This is a genomic window from Nocardiopsis sp. CNS-639 (assembly GCF_000381685.1).
In the GTDB taxonomy this organism is placed as follows: Bacteria; Actinomycetota; Actinomycetes; order Streptosporangiales; family Streptosporangiaceae; genus Nocardiopsis; species Nocardiopsis dassonvillei.
In genome coordinates this window covers 85,510-103,548 of the sequence record NZ_KB906856.1, presented here as the reverse complement: position 1 = coordinate 103,548, position 18,039 = coordinate 85,510, and the positions used below count along the sequence as shown (strand labels likewise).

At 72.8% G+C, this 18,039-nt stretch carries 13 protein-coding genes and 1 tRNA gene; 2 read left to right on the top strand and 12 right to left on the bottom strand.

What is annotated here, in order from left to right; translation table 11 throughout:
- Nucleotides 1-55: 55 nt before the first annotated feature.
- The 10 genes from G011_RS0105860 to G011_RS0105815 form a co-directional block, all read right to left on the bottom strand.
- The gene (locus G011_RS0105860) at nt 56-1,321 is read right to left on the bottom strand and encodes a cytochrome P450 (protein ID WP_019607675.1); all 1,266 of its coding nucleotides are present in this window, start codon (nt 1,319-1,321) and stop codon (nt 56-58) included.
- A 374-nt stretch (nt 1,322-1,695) separates the two neighbouring features.
- Entirely contained in the window at nt 1,696-3,984 is a 2,289-nt protein-coding gene (locus tag G011_RS0105855; RefSeq protein WP_019607674.1) for a cation-translocating P-type ATPase, read from the bottom strand.
- A gap of 178 nt (nt 3,985-4,162) precedes the next feature.
- Nucleotides 4,163-4,378 carry a heavy-metal-associated domain-containing protein gene (locus G011_RS0105850; protein ID WP_013155418.1) on the bottom strand — a complete coding sequence of 72 codons (216 nt, stop codon included), beginning with the start codon at nt 4,376-4,378 and terminating at the stop codon, nt 4,163-4,165.
- A gap of 371 nt (nt 4,379-4,749) precedes the next feature.
- Entirely contained in the window at nt 4,750-5,349 is a 600-nt protein-coding gene (locus tag G011_RS0105845; RefSeq protein WP_013155419.1) for a GNAT family N-acetyltransferase, read from the bottom strand.
- Between the two features lie 253 nt (nt 5,350-5,602).
- Nucleotides 5,603-7,096, bottom strand: coding sequence for a sodium:alanine symporter family protein (locus G011_RS0105840; protein ID WP_019607673.1), 1,494 nt, complete (start codon nt 7,094-7,096; stop codon nt 5,603-5,605).
- A gap of 162 nt (nt 7,097-7,258) precedes the next feature.
- A complete protein-coding gene (locus G011_RS0105835; protein ID WP_017563820.1) occupies nt 7,259-7,546 on the bottom strand; it encodes a GNAT family N-acetyltransferase in 288 nt (95 codons plus the stop codon).
- A 355-nt stretch (nt 7,547-7,901) separates the two neighbouring features.
- Entirely contained in the window at nt 7,902-8,654 is a 753-nt protein-coding gene (gene narI, locus G011_RS0105830; RefSeq protein ID WP_013155422.1) for a respiratory nitrate reductase subunit gamma, read from the bottom strand.
- The gene (gene narJ, locus G011_RS0105825) at nt 8,651-9,385 is read right to left on the bottom strand and encodes a nitrate reductase molybdenum cofactor assembly chaperone (protein WP_019607672.1); all 735 of its coding nucleotides are present in this window, start codon (nt 9,383-9,385) and stop codon (nt 8,651-8,653) included. Before narJ ends, narI begins: the two co-directional genes overlap by 4 nt.
- Nucleotides 9,382-11,154, bottom strand: a complete 1,773-nt coding sequence (gene narH / locus G011_RS0105820; protein ID WP_019607671.1) for a nitrate reductase subunit beta — start codon at nt 11,152-11,154, stop codon at nt 9,382-9,384. Before narH ends, narJ begins: the two co-directional genes overlap by 4 nt.
- The gene (locus tag G011_RS0105815; RefSeq protein WP_019607670.1) at nt 11,154-14,831 is read right to left on the bottom strand and encodes a nitrate reductase subunit alpha; all 3,678 of its coding nucleotides are present in this window, start codon (nt 14,829-14,831) and stop codon (nt 11,154-11,156) included. Before G011_RS0105815 ends, narH begins: the two co-directional genes overlap by 1 nt.
- Nucleotides 14,832-14,993: 162 nt before the next feature.
- Between G011_RS0105815 and G011_RS0105810 the strand changes: the two genes are divergently transcribed.
- Nucleotides 14,994-16,190, top strand: coding sequence for a nitrate/nitrite transporter (locus tag G011_RS0105810; protein ID WP_026338056.1), 1,197 nt, complete (start codon nt 14,994-14,996; stop codon nt 16,188-16,190).
- A gap of 393 nt (nt 16,191-16,583) precedes the next feature.
- On the opposite strand, the gene G011_RS0105805 is transcribed toward G011_RS0105810, so the two are convergent.
- Both G011_RS0105805 and G011_RS0105800 read right to left on the bottom strand, forming a co-directional pair.
- The gene (locus G011_RS0105805; protein ID WP_013155427.1) at nt 16,584-17,315 is read right to left on the bottom strand and encodes an rRNA methyltransferase; all 732 of its coding nucleotides are present in this window, start codon (nt 17,313-17,315) and stop codon (nt 16,584-16,586) included.
- An 82-nt stretch (nt 17,316-17,397) separates the two neighbouring features.
- Nucleotides 17,398-17,472, bottom strand: a tRNA-Asp gene (locus tag G011_RS0105800).
- 96 nt (nt 17,473-17,568) lie between these two features.
- Between G011_RS0105800 and G011_RS0105795 the strand changes: the two genes are divergently transcribed.
- The gene (locus G011_RS0105795) at nt 17,569-17,985 is read left to right on the top strand and encodes an RNA-binding S4 domain-containing protein (protein ID WP_019607668.1); all 417 of its coding nucleotides are present in this window, start codon (nt 17,569-17,571) and stop codon (nt 17,983-17,985) included.
- The last annotated feature ends 54 nt before the right edge of the window (nt 17,986-18,039 follow it).

Genomic DNA, 18,039 nt, shown 5'->3' with positions numbered 1-18,039 from the left:
GGCGGCGTCGGCCGTCGCCCGGGTCGTCGGGCGACACGGGCGTGCGGGGGCCGCCTCAGGACCCGCGCAGCAGCCGCGCCAGGAAGTCCGACAGGGACGACGGGCCGCCGGACGCCCGTCTCCCCGGCCCGGGCCCGTCGGCGGGCGGGAGCGGCGCCGCCTCCCCGGGCCCGTGCGGCAGGGGCTCCCGCGGGGCGAACTCGACGGGGAGCCGGACGGGGGACCAGGACAGGGCCGACAGCCGCCAGCGCAGCTGGTCGGGCGGGACGGCCAGGCGCAGCCCGGGCAGGCGGGTGAGCAGGACGCGGACCGCGACGGCGACGACGGTGGTCGCCTCCTCGATGGCGGGGCACCGGTGCGGCCCCGCGCCCCAGGCCACGTGCGCCCGGTTGGCGGTCTCCTCCATCCGCTCGGCGTTCTCCAGGGCGAAGAAGTGGTTCGCGGCGGCCAAGGCCATCAGCACGGGGGTCCCCGCCCCGATCACCCGGCCGTCGTCCAGGGGCACGTCCACGCGCGGGTAGAGGACGGGGAAGTTGGTGATCGGAGGGTCCCGCCACAGCACGCGGTCGAGGGTCTCCGCCAGGGAGGCGTCGGAGGGCGGGGGCGCGGCGGGCCCGGAGGGGCCGGTCAGGCAGGCGCGCAGGACCGCGTCGATCAGGTGCGCGGTCGGCTCGTTGGCGGCGGCGACCAGCAGGAGCTGCATGACCGACTCCTCGTCGCTGAGGGCGGCGCGGTGCCGGATCATCCGCGTCGTGAGGTCGTCGGCGGGTTCGCGGCGCCTGGCCGCCACCGCCTCCGACAGCACCCGCTCGGCCTCCGCGCCGGACCTCCGCGCGTCCACGCCGAGCCACAGGTCGCGCACGGCGGCGGCCAAGCGCGTGCCCTGGTCCTCGTCGAGGCCGAGGAGGTCGTTCATGACCAGCCGCGGCAGCACGCGCGCGTACTCGCCGAGGAGTTCGGCCCGCCCCCACGCGCAGAACCGGTCGATGAGCCGGTCGGCGCAGCGGCTGGTGGTCCGGCGCAGGCGTTCGGCGCCGACGCCGCCGAGGACGTCGGTGACGACCCCGCGGTAGCGCTCGTGCTCCGCGCCGTCGACGTACAGGGCGCTGGTGCGGGGGGCCAGCATCGGTGTCAGCGCGGATTCCGGGCCGACCCGCCCCTCGTTGAGGTCGCGCCACAGCCTGGAGTCGTGGCTGAACGCGGTGGTGTCCCGGGACCAGGAGATGAGGGTGGCGTAGTCGGTGACCAGCCACCCGTGCACGCCGGGTTCGATCTCGACCGGGACCACGGGCCCGTGGTCGGCGCGCATCCCGGCGTACACGGAGTAGGGGTCGGGGTGCGGCTCATCGCGGTGCAGCGCGGCTCGGGGACATCCAGAGGACACGGGTACCTCGGCGGGGGATCGGGTACGGGCTCGGCCCGCGTCCCCCACGCGGGAGGTCGGGGGCGGGGGGACTCGGCGGCCGGGGCGGGGACCGCGCGTGCGGGGCGTACGGGCACGGCGCCGCACGGGCACGCCCGGACCGTGCGGCCTCGCGCAACCCTAGCCGCCCGCCCCGGACGGGCGCGAGACCCGCCCTCGCGTCCTCCACCGGGGCGGAGGGCCCCTCGGAACCGAGACGGCCCTCCACGACCGGGGGGAGGGTCGCGGATGCTCCCCGCGCCCCTCCCCCTCGCCGTCCTCCGGTACTCCGGTCAGGAGTCGGCGGCCCCGTCCCGCGCCAGCGGGCGGAACCGGCGCAGCCGCTGGCTGTTGCTGACGACGAAGACGCTGGAGAAGGCCATGGCGGCTCCGGCGATCATGGGGTTGAGCAGCCCCGCCGCCGCCAGCGGGATCGCGGCGGCGTTGTAGGCGAAGGCCCAGAACAGGTTGCCCTTGATGGTGCTGAGGGTCCTGCGGGAGAGGCGGATGGCGTCGGCGGCGGCGCGCAGGTCGCCGCGCACCAGGGTCAGGTCGCTGGCCTCGATGGCCACGTCCGTCCCCGTGCCCATCGCCAGCCCCAGGTCCGCCTGGGCCAAGGCGGCGGCGTCGTTGACCCCGTCTCCGACCATCGCCACCGTGCGCCCCTCGCCCTGCAACCGCTGCACGACCTCGACCTTGTCGCGGGGCAGGACCTCGGCGACCACCTCGTCGATGCCGACCCGGTCGGCCACCGCACGGGTCACCGCACGGTTGTCCCCGGTGAGCAGGATCGGGGTGAGCCCCAGCTCGCGGAACCTGCGGACGGCCTCGGCGCTGGTGGGCTTGACCGTGTCGGCCACCACCAGCACGCCCCGGACGCGGCCCTCCCAGCCCACCGCCACGGCGGTGCGGCCCTCCGCCTCGGCGTCGGCGAGGGCGGTGGCCAGCCGGTCGGGCAGGACGGCGCCGTCCTCCTCCAGCAGCGCGACCCGGCCGACGGCCACGGCGCGGCCCCCGACGGTCCCCCGGACTCCCAGGCCCTCGGCGTTGGCGAAGTCCTCGGGGGACGGGAGCGCGCCCACGCGGTCGGCTGCCCCGGCGGCGACCGCCCGCGCGATGGGGTGCTCGGAGGCGTTCTCCAGGGCCCCGGCCAGGCGCAGGACCTCCTCCTCGTCCTCGCCCTCGGCGGTGAACACGCCGGTCAGGGTCATCCGGCCGGTGGTGACGGTGCCGGTCTTGTCCAGCACGACCGTGTCCACGCGCCGGGTGTCCTCCAGCACCTCGGGGCCCTTGATGAGGATGCCCAGCTGGGCGCCGCGCCCGGTGCCCACCATCAGGGCCATGGGCGTGGCCAGGCCCAGGGCGCACGGGCAGGCGATGATGAGCACCGCGACCGCGGCGGTGAAGGCGGTCGGGGCGGACGCCCCCAGCACGAGCCAGACGACGAGCGTGGCGAGCGCGACGAGGATGGCGATCGGGACGAAGACCCCGGAGACGCGGTCGGCCAGGCGCTGGACCTCGGCCTTGCCGTTCTGGGCCTCCTCCACCAGGCGCGCCATCTGGGCGAGTTGGGTGTCCGAGCCGACCCGGGTGGCGCGCACGACGAGGCGCCCGCCCGCGTTGACGGTCGCGCCGACCACGGAGTCGCCGGGGGCGACCTCCACCGGCACCGACTCACCGGTGAGCATGCTCATGTCCACGGCGGAGGTGCCCTCCTCCACCACGCCGTCGGTGGCCACCTTCTCCCCCGGCCGGACGAGGAAGCGGTCGCCGACGACGAGCCGGTCCACGGGCACCGACTCCTGCCGCGAGTCCGCGCCGCGCAGGACGGTGGCCTCCCTGACCCCGAGTTCGAGCAGGGCGCGCAGGGCGGCGCCCGCGCGCCTCTTGGAGCGGGCCTCGAAGTACTTGCCGAGGAGGATGAAGGTGGTAACCCCGGCGGCCACCTCCAGGTAGATGTTGCCCGACCCGTCGCCGCGGGCGACGGTGAACTCGAAGGGGTGGATCATCCCCGGCATGCCCGCGGTCCCGAGGAACAGCGCGTACAGCGACCACAGGAACGCCGCCGACACCCCGAGGGAGACCAGCGTGTCCATGGTGGCGCTGCCCAGCCTGAGGTTCTTCCAGGCGGCGACGTGGAAGGGCAGCGCGCCCCAGACGACCACGGGCGCGGCCAGGGTCAGCGAGGCCCACTGCCAGTGGGTGAACTGCAGGGCGGGGATCATCGCCATCGCGATGACCGGTACCGACAGGACCGCGCTGACGATCACCCGGTCGCGCAGCGCGCGGGTGGGGTCGGCGGGTTCCGCGGCGTCCTCGGCCGCCTCGGGTTCGGCCCGGGGGACGGTGGCGGTGTAGCCCGCCTTCTCGACCTGGGCGACGAGGTCCTCCACCGGGGTGGGCGTGCCGTCGAAGGAGACGCGGGCCCTCTCGGTGGCGAAGTTGACGGTGGCGGTGACCCCGTCGAGCTTGTTGAGCCGTTTCTCGACCCGGTTGGCGCAGGCGGCACAGGTCATGCCGCCGATGTCCAGTTCGACCGGTGCGGTGTCGGCCCGGCCCGCCGCGGCTGCGCTGCTGCTCATAGCCCTTCCTCTGCCCTGCGTGTCGTCCCCGTGCTCTCGTGGACGGTCCTGCGTTCCGGGGCCGGGCGGCCCCGGAGCCCGGTGCGGGCGGACGTCCCGCCCGCGCTCCGGAACTCCCCCGCGGGCCGGGGTCGGCGGTGCGCCGTTCCCGTCCGGACCGCGGGGTCCGGTGTGCGCGTCAGCCGCGCACCTCGTACCCGGCCTCGTCGATGGCGGCGCGGACCGACGCGTCGTCGACCGGGCCGTCGCTGGTGACGGTCACCTTCTTGCTGTCGAGGTCGACCTTGACGTCGGTGACCCCCGCGACCCCGCTGACCTCCTCGGTGACGGAGTTGACGCAGTGTCCGCAGCTCATGCCGTCAACGGTGTAAACAGCGGTGCTGGTGGCAGCCATTTCGCCTCCTGGGGCATGTGTGCTGTACCGGTCCTGCTGGGACCGGTCTCCGATGCACTCAACATACCCCTTGGGGGTATGGTGCTGTCAAATGTCCGCCGAGCGCGCCGCCCCCGGAAACGACGAAGGCCCCCGCACGCGACGTGCGAGGACCTCGGGCGGCGGCCACGGGGACCGGGGAGGCGTTCGGCGCCCCGGCGGGCGGTCCGGATACCCTCCCCCCGTTCTCCGGGGGCGGCCCGTGTTCGGACCGGAGAGCGGGGCGGTGGGTGCACCGGACTGCGCGCGGCGGGGCGGCCGGAAGCTGGAAGGGGGGACGGGGGGTCGGGGGCGGGACGCGGATCAGGAAAAGGGGAAAGAGGAGACGGGGACTACTCGGTTTTGAGTTCCAGGCGTGCGACCACGCGTTCGCTCACGTGGTGGTTGTTCAGCGTGAACCCGGCCCTGCGGAACATCTCCACCGTCCCGGTGTAGACCTCGGCGCTGGGCGCCCGCCCTCCGGCGGTGTCCACCGGATAGGCCTCCAGGACGCGCGCGCCGTTGGCCCGGGCGTACTCGATCGCCCCGTCCAGCAGGCGGCTGCCCAGGCCGCGCCTGCGCCGACGGGGCGGGAGCCAGAAGCAGACCAGCGACCACACGCCGGGCTCACGGGGATCGGCCGGGCGCAGGGACCGCGACCGCGACAACCGGATGAAGTCCTCCCGGGGCGCCACGGACACCCACCCGCAGGGGCCGTCCTCGTCGTAGGCGAGCAGGCCGGGCACCCGCCCGTCCAGGGTCAGGCGCCGCAGCTCCTCCTTGTTGTCCACACCGCGCTGGGAGCGGTCGCAGGAGGTGCTCGCCGTGTGGTCCTTGGCCCGCCTCCGGAAGAAGGTGCACCAGCAGTGCCCGTAGGCTCCGGTCGGTCCGAACAGGTTCTCCAGGTCTTCCCACCGCTCGGCGGTGGCGGGCTCGATTGAGACGATGGACATCGGACTCCCTCGACGAGACACACGGGCCGCCACAACTGTGATCCAGCACACTAGCGATTATTCGCCGTGACCGAAAGAACACAGATGCACTGAAAAGCCTTACCTGATGGGTTCTGTCATCGAATGACCCGTTGAAGACGCCGGTGGGGCGGGGGATGCGTTCTCCCCCGCCCCACCGGCGAACGGACCGGAACCCCGTCCGGAGCACGGGACGGCTCGGGGCCCGTGCGGCGCGGGCCCCGACCAGCGGCCCTCAGACCTTGTCGGTCTCGGCCGCCGCCTCCCTCTCCCTGGGCTCCCAGCACTCCACTCCGCGCAGGTCGGGCAGCCGGTCCCGCGTGAACACGGGGTCGATGCCCTGGCGCCGCTGGTCGTTGTAGTCCTTGAGCACCCGTGCCGCGATCGCGGCCAGCGGTGTGATGGCCACGAGGTTGATCAGCGCCATCATGCCCATGGTCGTGTCCGCCAGCGTCCAGACCAGGTCGATCGAGCCCAGCGAGCCGAGGAAGCTGGCCACGAGGAAGACGATCTTGTAGCCGAGCATGACGCGCCGGTCGGTGGTCAGGTACTCCAGGTTCGATTCGCCGTAGTAGTAGTTGCCCAGCACCGACGTGAACGCGACCAGGAGGATGATCAGCGTCATCAGGTGCAGCGCCCAGGGGCCCAGGGCCTCGGTGACCGCGATCTGGGTGAGGTCGCCCTCCAGCTCGCGTTCGGAGCCGCCCTCGTAGCCGATGAGGATGATGAAGGCCGTGATGGAGCAGACCACGAGGGTGTCGAAGTAGACGCCGAGGGTCTGCACCAGGCCCTGCTTGGCGGGGTGGGTGACGGCGGCGCTGGCCGCGGCGTTGGGGGCCGATCCCAGGCCCGCCTCGTTGGAGAACATGCCCCGGCGCACGCCCTGGATGATCACCGTGCCCAGACCGGCGGCGGCGAACTCGCGGATGCCGAAGGCGTGCTCGAAGATGAGCGCGAACATCCCGGGGACGCGCTCGAAGTTCATCCCCACGATGATGACGCCCATGATCAGGTAGATCAGCGCGAAGGCCGGGATCAGCGCCTGCGCGGTGTTGGCGATCCTGCGCACGCCGCCGAAGATCACCATCGCGGTGACCGCCACGAGCACGACCCCGACCGCGGCCGACAGCCCCAGGCCCGCGTCCACGTTCATGTTCTGGGCGGAGTTGGTGACGGCCCCGGCGATGGTGTTGCTCTGCACGGCGTTGAAGACCATCGGGAAGGTCAGGATGAGGACGATGGCGAAGAGCACGCCCATCCAGCGCTGGCCCAGGCCCTTCTCCATGTAGTAGGCCGGTCCGCCCCGGTAGCCGGTGGAGTCCCTGACCTTGTAGAGCTGGGCCAGGGTGGACTCGACGAAGCTGGCCGCGCAGACCACGATCGCCATCGTCCACATCCAGAAGACGGCGCCCGGGCCGCCCAGGGAGATGGCGACGGCCACGCCGACGATGTTGCCCGTGCCGATGCGGGCCGCGGCCGAGATCATGAACGCCTGGAGCGAGGAGACGGCCTTGCCCCCGTCGGGGGCGATCTCGGGCTTGCTCTTGAGCACCCGGAACATCTCCGGGAGCATCCGGATCTGGACGACGCCCGTCCGGACGGTGAGGTAGAGGCTCACCACCACGAGGAGCGGGATCAGGATCCAGGACCAGAAGAAGTCGTTGTTGAACGTCGCGATGGCGTCTGTCAGACGCGCGTCCAGGGTGGGCGCTTGGTCGGCAGGCAACACGGGGAGGGGCTCCTTCACTCCATAAGAGGACAACCGCTCCCACATACCCCTGAAGTACGCGGAATCACCATCCGGAACACGCCGTGCCCGGATGGTGATGTCCCCGTTATCCGCCTCCGGTCCGCGGAGCCGCCCCGGAGGACCCCGCGCGCGGCCGCGGGCTCAGCCCTCGTGGACCAGGTCGGCGTAGGACGGGTTCTTCTTGAGGTACGCCTGCGCGAAGGGGCAGATCGGCACGATCTTGAGCCCCCGCGACCGGATGTGGTCCAAGGAGTCGCGCATGAGGCGGCTCGCCACACCCTTGCCCTCGAAGGAGGGGTCGACCTCCACGTGCGGCAGGGCGTACACGCCCTTGTCGATCAGGTGGTAGGCGGAGAACCCCACCACCGCCCCGTCCGCGCTCACCTCGTAGCGCGAGCGTTCCGGAACGTCGACGACCGTCAGGTCCATGGCACTCTCTCCCACTCCCCGTGTTCGCGCACGCGGTGTGCGCGGGCCAATGACCACGTTCCCACACATAACCACCGCGCACACCCCGGTCACGCGGTCACCGTCCGTGACCGGGACGGGCCGCGGTCCGCCCGGACCGCCCCGGCCGGACGGACGGCCCGGGCCACACGGGGAACCGAGCAACGCGGGGGACCGGACCACACGGGGGCCCGATCCCCACAGGCGGCCGGGTCACACGGCGGGCCGCACGGACGGCCTCGGCGTCACGGGAGACCGGACCGCACGGGAGACCGGACCGCACTGGCGGGCCGCACGGGAGACCGGACCGCACTGGCGGGCCGCACGGGCGGCCGGGTCACCAGCCCCGGCGGGCGGGCCGCTCCGCCTGCCCCGAGGCGGTCGGGTACCGATCCCGCGTGCGGTAGACGACGTAGGGACGGAAGAGGTAGCCGATCGGCGCGCTGAACGCGTGCACCAGGCGGGTGAAGGGCAGCAGGGCGAACAGCCCCAGGCCGACGAGGGCGTGCAGCTTGTACGGGGCCTCGGCGGCGGACATCGCCGCGACATCGGGCTGGAGCACCCAGATGGAGCGGAACCACGGCGACACCGTCCGCCGGTAGTCCTGGGTGTGCCCGCCCGCCACCTCCACCCCGGCGAAGTAGGCGGTCATGCCCAGCCCGGTGACGATGGCCAGGACCAGCACCAGGTACATGAGCTTGTCGTTGCGCGTGGTGGCGCTGAACACCGGCCCCGTCGTGCGGCGGCGCCAGATCAGCAGGACGATCCCGCCGAGCGTGCACACCCCCGCCACGAGCCCGAGCGACAGGGCGGTGACGTGGTAGACGGTGTCGGACACCCCGAGCGCCCGGGTCCAGCCCTCGGGCACGAGCAGTCCCACCGCGTGGCCGCCGATCACCAGGAGCAGGCCGATGTGGAACAGCGGGCTGCCGATCCGCAGCAGTCTGGACTCGTACAGCTCCGACGAGCGGGTGGTCCAGCCGAACCGGTCGTACCGGTACCGCCAGACGAGGCCGCCCACCACCAGGACGAGGACCGCGTAGGGCAGGACGCCCCACAGCAGCAGGTCGAGCGCGCCGTACCCGTTCACCGCTCCTCCCGGTCGTGCCCGGGGGCCTCGGTCCGCGGCAGCGGCGCCCGCACCCCGTACGGTTCCAGGCCCACGTCCTCGGCGGGCGGCCCCTGGGCCGCGAGCCTGCGCACGGCCTCCAGGTCCCCGCGCTCCTGGGCGGGCAGGGTCATCCGGACCGCGTCCACGATCCGCGCGTAGGGCGTGCCGTGGTCGTGCAGGGTCCGGGCCATCAGCTCCAGACCCGGCCGGAAGCGCAGCAGCAGGGCCTCGCCCGCGCGCGCGTCGCCCCGGGCCGCGAACTCCAGGACCACCGCCAGGTGGTCGGGCAGCTCGCGGTTCTCCACCCGCCACCCGGCCTCGGCGTAGACGCGCTTGATCTCGGCCAGGGCGTGCCCCCTGCGGCGGGTGTCGCCGTCGGTGTAGTAGGTCATGTGCAGGGTCCTGCGCCTGCGCAGGTCGAACACGTCCACGTAGTGCTCGCACAGCTCCAGTTCGGAGACGGTGGAGGCGTGGTCGCAGAACTCCCGGAGCGCCGCGCGCACCCCTCCCCTCGGCAGCTCGGCGACCGCGCGGGCCACCAGCGGCAGGCGTTCGAAGAAGGCCTGGTCGGGGTAGCCGAGCAGGACCGAGGCGGCCTGGTGGGTGACCGCCACGCGGTGCGCCCGGCGGATGGCGCGCGCCTCCCCCAGCCACCCGGTGCCGCTCCGTACCGTCCCGTCCGCTCCCCCTGCGTCAGCGGTGGTGCTCATCCTCTCCCCCTCCTCGGCGGCGCGGTCTCGCCGCCACCGCCGCCTTCGTCGTCACCACCCCGTCGGGGTGGGAAGAGCCCTGCGGGTCGGCCGTTGCCGTCCCAGTTGAGGAGGTTGACCCGGCCGCTCGTGTCCGCCTGGGAGTCGCTGGTCTGGCGGGTGCGCAGGGCGTGGAAGTTCTCCACGGTCGCCGCCTGGGGCTGCCCGGAGGCCTCGCCGAAGGGCACGCCCCCGCCCATGCCGCCCATGCCCGGCCCGCCCTCGAAGTCGAGGCTGCACCCGATCTCGTCGATGACCCCGCGGTCGGCCTCGTCCACCCCGTAGGCGGTGGGGATGACGTAGCGCTCGTCGTACTTGGCCAGGGCCAGGAGCCGGTACATGTCCTCGATCTCGGTGCCGGTCATCCCGACGGAGGCGGCGATGGAGTCGTCGCGCTCCCGGCCCAGGTTGATCCGGCGCATGTGGGAGCGCATGGCCGCGAGCCGCCGCAGGACCAGGTCCACGGGGCCGGTGTCGCCCGCGGTGAACAGCTCGGCCAGGTACTCCACGGGGATGCGCAGGGTGTCGATGGCGGCGAAGAGGTTGTCGGCGTCCTCGCCGTCGTGCCCGGTGGAGGAGAGCGCGTCCACCACCGGCGACAGCGGCGGGATGTACCAGACCATCGGCATCGTGCGGTACTCCGGGTGCAGCGGCAGCGCCACCCGGAAGCGCTTGGCCAGCGCGTAGACCGGGGAGCGGGCGGCCGACTCCACCCAGCGGTCGGGGATGCCGTCGCGTCGGGCCGCGGCGCGCACGGCCGGGTCGGTGGGATCGAGGAACACGTCGAGCTGGGCGCGGTACAGGTCCCTCTCGTCCGCCACCGACGCCGCCTCGCGGACCCGGTCGGCGTCGTAGAGGACCACGCCCAGGTAGCGCAGCCGCCCCACGCACGTCTCGGAGCAGACGGTGGGCATGCCCACCTCCACCCGCGGGTAGCAGAACGTGCACTTCTCGGCCTTGCCCGTCTTGTGGTTGAAGTAGACCTTCTTGTACGGGCAGCCGGTGACGCACATGCGCCAGCCCCGGCAGCGGTCCTGGTCGACCAGGACGATGCCGTCCTCGACCCGCTTGTACAGGGCGCCGCTGGGGCAGGCGGCCACGCACGACGGGTTGAGGCAGTGCTCGCAGATGCGCGGCAGGTAGAACATGAAGGTCTCCTCGAAGGAGAACCGCACACTGTCGCCGAGCCTGCGCACGATCGGGTCCCGCCGGGTCAGCTCCGGTCCGCCGCCGAGGTCGTCGTCCCAGTTGGCGCTCCAGCTGACCTTCATGGGCTCGCCGGTGAGCGCCGACCGGGGCTCGGCCACCGGGAAGTCGTCGCCCAGGGGCGCGTTGGTCAGCGTCTCGTAGTCGTAGGTCCAGGGCTCGTAGTAGTCCTGGAGGGAGGGCATGACCGGGTTGGCGAAGATGGTGGCCAGCCGTTTGAGCCGCCCGCCCGCGCGGGGCTTGAGCCGCCCCCTGGCGTCGAGGACCCAGCCGCCCTTCCAGCGCTCCTGGTCCTGGTAGGTGCGCGGGTAGCCCTGCCCGGGCCGCGTCTCGACGTTGTTGAACCACACGTACTCGACGCCGCTGCGGTTGGTCCAGGCCTGCTTGCAGGTGACCGAGCACGTGTGGCAGCCGATGCACTTGTCCAGGTTCATCACCATGGCGACCTGCGCCATGACCCTGCCGACCGGCCGCTCCCCTCCGGAGCCGCCGGTCCCGCCCCCGCCGCCGTGGGCCTGTGCCATCAGTAACGCACCTCCGTGGTCCGCTTGCGCACGACGGTGACCTCGTCGCGCTGGTTGCCGGTCGGGCCGAGGTAGTTGAAGGCGTAGGAGAGCTGCGCGTAGCCGCCGATGAGGTGGGTGGGCTTGACCAGCAGGCGCGTGAGCGAGTTGTGGATGCCGCCGCGCCTGCCGGTGGTCTCGGACTTGGGCACGTCGATGGTGCGCTCCTGGACGTGGTACATGTACACGGTTCCGGCGGGCATCCGGTGCGAGACCACCAGCCGCGCCACCACCACGCCGTTGCGGTTGACCGCCTCCACCCAGTCGTTGTCGGCGGCGCCGATCGCCTCGGCGTCGGCGGGGCTCATCCAGATCGTGGGGCCGCCGCGGGAGAGGGTCTGGAGCAGCAGGTTGTCCTGGTACTCGGAGTGGATCGACCACTTGGAGTGCGGGGTCAGGTAGCGCACGACCACCTCGCGCTGGCCGGTCGGGCCGAGGCGGGGCTCGCCGAACAGGCGGCTGATGTCGAGCGGCGGCCGGTAGACGGGCAGTGCCTCGCCGAACTCGTGCATCCAGTCGTGGTCGAGGTAGAAGTGCTGGCGGCCGGTGAGGGTGTGCCAGGGCTTGTCGTGCTCGACGTTGATGGTGAACGGCGAGTACCGGCGGTCGGGGGCCTCCTTGCCCGACCACTCCGGGCTGGAGCCCACCGTCGTGGGGCCCCGGCTCGCGTCGGAGAAGACCACCCGGCGTTCGGCGGCCTGGTGGATCAGCTCGTCCATGTCGGTGCCGGTGCGCTCGGCCAGGAGGCGGAAGCCCTGCGCGGCCAGGCGGCCGTTGCTGGTGCCGGACAGCGCCAGGATCATCTCGCAGGCCTTGACGTCGGTGTCCAGGGAGGGGCGGCCGTCGGCGACCCCGCCCCGGACGGCGCCGTTGCGCTGGCGCAGCCACTCCACCTCCTTGTCCGGGGTGAAGGACACGCCCTTGACCGGCAGCCCCTTGGACTCGGCCAGCGGCCCCAGGGCGGCCAGCTTCTGCGCGACCTCGGAGTAGTTGCGGCGCACGGGCACGACGGCGGGCATGGTCCGGCCGGGGACGGGCCGTACTCCCTCCGCCTTCCAGTCCGTCGGGACGCCGTGCGGCTGGGCCAGCTCGCCGGGGGTGTCGTGCTGGTGGGGTACGGCCACCAGGTCGGTGACCTCGTCCAGGTGGTCGGCGGCCAGCGCGCTGAACGCCTTCGCCAGGGCGTGGAAGGCGTCGAAGTCGGTGCGGGTCTCCCAGGGCGGGTCGATGGCCGGGTTGAACGAGTGCACGTAGGGGTGCATGTCCGTGGTGGACAGGTCGTACTTCTCGTACCAGGTCGCGGCGGGCAGCACGATGTCGGACAGCAGGGTCGTGCTGGTCATCCGGAAGTCGATGGACAGCAGCAGGTCGAGCTTGCCCTCGGGGACCTCCTCGCGCCAGGTGACGTCGGCGGGCCGGTCCGCGGGCCCGGCGGGTTCGGCCAGCAGGTTGGAGCGGGTGCCGAGCAGGTGCTTGAGGAAGTACTCGTTGCCCTTGGCCGAGGAGCCGAACAGGTTGGACCGCCACACGGTGAGGACCCGGGGCCAGTTGGCGGGGGCGTCGGGGTCCTCTGCGGCGAAGCGCAGGTCACCGCTGTGGAGCTGGTCGGCGACGTACTCCGCGGGGTCCTGCCCGCGCTCGCGCGCCTCGCGTCCCAGGTCGATCGGGTTGCGGTCGAAGGTCGGGTAGGAGGGCATCCACCCCATGCGGGCCGATGCGGCGACCAGGTCGGCGGTGTGCTGGCCGCGCACCCGCCCCGGGCCGAGCGGCGAGGCGAGGGCGTCGGCGCGGTAGGTGTCGTAGCGCCACTGGTCGGTGTGCAGGTACCAGTAGGAGGTTCCGGCCATGAAGCGCTGCGGCCGGGTCCAGTCCGCGGCGGAGGCGAACGCGGCCCACCCCGCGGAGGTGCGGCACTTCTCCTGGCCGACGTAGTGGGCCCAGCCGCCGCCGTTGACGCCCTGGCAGCCGGTGAGCAGCAGCAGGGACAGGAAGGCGCGGTAGGCGTTCTCGCCGTGGAACCACTGGTTGGTGCCCGCGCCGAGGATGATCATGGCCCGGCCGCCGGACTCCTCGGCGGTGGCGGCGAACTCACGGGCGATGCGGGCCGCCCGGTCGGCGGGCACCCCGGTGAGTTCGGCCTGCCAGGCGGGCGTGCAGGGCTCGGCGGCGTCGTCGTATCCGGTGGGCCAGCTGCCGGGCAGGTCGTGGCGGTGCACCCCGTACTGGGCCAGGACCAGGTCGAAGACGGTGGTGACGAGGCGTCCGCCGACCCTGCGGACCGGGACGCCGCGGGTGAGGACCCCGGCCGTGCCGCCGGGGGTGTCGAAGCGGTTCAGGGCGACCTCAGCGGCCTCCCCGCCCTCCGCGTAGAGGGTGAGGGCGGGGACGCGGCCCTCCAGGTCCAGGTTCCACCGTCCGGTCCCGGCCTCGCCCCAGCGGTGGCCGACGGTGCCGTTGGGCGCGACGGGGGCGTCCTCGCCCTCCGGCCAGAACACCGGCTTCCACTCGGCGTTCTCCCCCGTGTCCCCCAGGTCGGCTGCGGTGAGGAACTTGCCGGGGACGAGGCGGCCGTCGCGGCTGTCCAGGGCCACCAGGAACGGCAGGTCGGTGTAGCGGCGCACGTAGTCGTCGAAGCGCGGCGTGGTGCGGTCGACGAACCGCTCCTTGAGGATCACGTGCCCCATGGCCATCGCCAGGGCCCCGTCCGTGCCCGGGTGGGGCGCCAGCCACTCGTCGGCGAACTTGGTGGCGTCGCTGTAGTCCGGGGAGACGACCACCACCTTCTGGCCCCGGTAGCGGGCCTCGGCCATCCAGTGGGCGTCGGGGGTGCGGGTGACGGGGACGTTGGAGCCCCACAGCACCAGGTAGGCGGCGTCCCACCAGTCACCGGACTCGGGGACGTCGGTCTGGTCGCCGAACACCTGCGGCGAGGCCACGGGCAGATCGGCGTACCAGTCGTAGAAGGACAGCATGGAGCCGCCGAGCAGGTTCACGAAGCGCGCGCCCACGCCGTGGGAGACCATCGACATCGCGGGGATCGGCGAGAACCCGGCGACGCGGTCCGGTCCGTACCTGCGGATGGTGAGCACGTGCGCGGCGGCGGCGATCTCCAGGGCCTCGTCCCAGCTGATCCGGACCAGACCGCCCTTGCCCCGGGCCCGCTGGTAGCGGGCGCGCCGGTCGGGGTCGGTGGTGATCTCCTCCCAGGCCGCCACCGGGTCGCCCAGACGGGCGCGCGCCTCGCGGTACATCCGCACGAGAACGCCGCGCGCGTAGGGATAGCGGACGCGGGTGGGCGAATAGGTGTACCAGGAGAAGGCGGCGCCGCGCGGACATCCGCGCGGTTCGTATTCGGGGCGGTCCGGGCCGACCGACGGGTAGTCGGTGGCCTGCGTTTCCCAGGTGATGATTCCGTCCTTGACGTAGACGTCCCAGGAACACGAACCCGTGCAGTTCACGCCGTGCGTGGAACGGACCACGCGGTCGTGGCTCCACCGGTCGCGGTAGAAGGAGTCGCCCTGGCGTCCACCCTTCCTGACCTGCGCACGGTCGCCGTCCAGCGGCTCGGAGCGGGTGAGGTGGTTGCCCAGCGCCAGAAGGGCGTTCCCCGCGCCGCCTTTTTTGCTTTCCGCCGCCATACGGACAACACCCCATTTACCGTTCCTTGGCCCCCAGCGGGGACGCAGGGCCAGAACCCACTGCATTCCGCCAACAAATATGCCTTCTCCGGCGTGAAAAAGACGCATCCCACACCGGATCGGGTGACAATCGCCTGGAACGGCGGAGGAAGGAATGCGCATATGCGTACGGAATCGGGAAAAAGGGTGTCGCACCGCGGCACGGCCGGCGGCAACCTCGCGTTGGCCACGGCGGCGTTCACGCTCACCTTCTGGGCGTGGAACCTCATCGGCCCCCTGTCGCGCACCTACACCGAGAACCTGGGGCTGACACCCACGCAGACCTCGATCCTGGTGGCCTTCCCGGTGCTGGTGGGGGCGTTGGGGCGCATCCCCGTGGGCGCGCTGACCGACCGCTACGGCGGGCGGCTGATGTTCACGGCCCTGTGCTTCGCGAGCATCGTGCCGACGTTCCTGGTGGGGGTCTCGGGCGACTCCTACGGGATGCTGCTGCTGTGGGGCTTCGTCCTCGGTGTAGCGGGCACGTCGTTCGCGGTCGGCATCCCGTTCGTGAACGCCTGGTACCCGGCGAACCGGCGCGGGTTCGCGACGGGCGTGTTCGGCGCGGGGATGGGCGGCACCGCCCTGTCGTCCTTCCTCACCCCCTGGCTGGTGGGCGCGGTGGGGCTGTTCACCACCCACCTGCTGCTGTGCGCGGCGCTGGCGGTCATGGGCGTGGTGATGTGGCTGATGTGCCGGGACTCGCCGGACTGGCGGCCGCGCACGGAGCCCGCGCTGCCGCGCATGGGGGAGGCCGTGCGGCTGCGGGCGACCTGGCAGGCGTCGCTGCTGTACGCGGTCGCCTTCGGCGGTTTCGTGGCCTTCTCGACCTACCTGCCGACTCTGCTGACGCTGGCCTACGACTACGCGCAGACCGCCGCGGGTCTGCGCACCGCCGGGTTCGCGGTGGCGGCCGTGGCGGCCCGGCCGGTCGGCGGCGTCCTGTCGGACCGGATCGGCCCGGTGCGGGTGTGCCTGATCTCGTTCCTAGGCACCTGCGTGTTCGCGGTCGTGCTGGCCCTGCACCCGCCCGCGGAGTTCCCCGCCGGCGCCGCGTTCGTGCTGATCGCGCTGTCGCTGGGTTTGGGCACCGGTGCCGTGTTCGCGCTGGTGGCCAAGCTGGTGGAGCCGTCGAGGGTGGGCACGGTCACGGGCCTGGTCGGCGCGGCCGGCGGGCTGGGCGGCTACTTCCCGCCGCTGCTCATGGGGGCGGTGTACCAGGCGACCGGGGCCTACACGCTGGGCTTCGTGCTGCTGGCGGCGGTCGCCCTGGCGGTGGCCCTGTACACCTGGCGGGCCTTCGCCCACGTGCGGGGATGAGGCGGCCGGAAGCGACCCCGGTTGTCAGGACGCCCCGCGCCGCGCCGGGGAGCCGTCCACGAGACCGGGAAGCGGAGGCCGCGCGCGGAATCGGGTGGGCCCGCGCGGAAGCAGAGGGATGCCGCACGGAAGCGGACGGGGTACTGCTCAAAAGCGGGCGGGCCCAGCGCGGAAACGGGTGGGCCCGCGCGCAAGCGGTCAGGGAGCCACGCGGAAGCAGAGGGGCACCGCACGGGAGCGAGCGGGCCCCGCACGACCGTCCACAGCCTGTGGACGAACACCGCAGTCGAAAAAGACAGGTGTCAGGTGACCGCGAAGGCTCGTCGGCCCCGCCCTCCGCCACCGCAAGTCAGGAACCCCGTGTCACCCCAGCGACGGTTCCGGCGGCCCGGCTCAGGGCGCGATGTCGCGGGCGCGCACCAGCACCGCGGCCCGGTTGCCCACCTTCACCCGCTCCAGCGCGCGCACGCCCTCGGGCAGGGAGACCCGCCGGGTGCGGGCGGTCACCACCACGACGGCGTGCTCGGGCAGCACCCGGCCCAGGGAGGCCAGCAACCCCCGCATCGGCTCACCGGCGCCGCCGGGAACGTTCCCCTCCCACCGCGTCATCTCGCCGTAGGGCACGTCCGTCACCACCAGGTCGGCTTCCACGCCCTCCTCCAGGGAGAACACGTCGGCCACGGCCGCCTCGTGGGGCAGGTCGCCGCCCTGCGCGGCCAGCCCCGCCGCCAGGTCGCGGGCGGCCTCGGCGCGCTCCACGAAGGCCACGCGGCCGAAGTCCCGGGCGGAGCGGCGCAGCTCCTCCTCGCGTTCGGCGAGCCCCTCGGCGGTCAGCAACCGGAGGTTGCGCGCGGCCAGGGCGACCGCGTCGGCGTCCACGTCGGTGGCGCGGACGCCGGTGAGCAGGTCGCGGTGGAGCAGGCCCAGCACCGTCGCCAGGTACCCGCTGCCGCAGCACGGGTCCCACAGGCGGACGGGCTCCCCTCCGGTGTGCACCATCGCGCGCTGGAACAGCTCACTGGCCAGCCGCACCGGAAAACCCGGAAAGCCCGGCGCGGACCGCAGCACGTGTCCGCCCGCCAGGGCCGAATGGTCGGTCCGCTCGACGGCGTACCGGTAACCCAAGGTCCCTCATGCCCTTCCGTGTCCGTGTCGGCCGCAGAACGCCGAAGGCCCGGTGTCTGATCGACACCGGGCCTCCATCATGCGGTCCTGACGGGATTTGAACCCGCGGCCTCCACCTTGACAGGGTGGCGAGCACTCCTAACTGCTCCACAGGACCTCGCTGCATGGATAACTCTAGCGCGACTTCGGAGTGCTTCGTACCGGCGGCCGCCTAGAGTGGCGGGAAACGCCCAGGAGAGTGGAAGGAACCGGCGTGAACGAGTTCTCGGCGCCCCTGCCGTCGGGCCCGGAGAGCACCCGGGTCGACCGCTGGCTGTGGGCGGTACGCCTCACGAAGACGCGCTCGGACGCGGCCCAGGCCTGCCGGGGCGGGCACGTGCGCGTCAACGACCGCCCGGCCAAACCCGCCACCACGGTCAAGGCCGGCGACGAGGTGCGCGTCCGGCTGCACGGGACCACGCGCACGGTCGATGTGGGCCATGTCATCGAGAAGCGCGTGAGCGCGCCGATCGCCGCGCGCTGCTACACCGACAGGACGCCGACGCCTCCGCCGCAGGCGGCCACGCCCGTCATCAGGCGCGACCGGGGAGCCGGACGGCCGACCAAGCGCGACCGCCGCATGCTGGACAGGCTGCGCAGCGACTTCCCGCCGGGTCCGCCCGCTCCGTAGCGCACGGTCGGTGAATGCGGTCGGCGGTCCTGGCCGGCGGGAACGAGCGCGGTC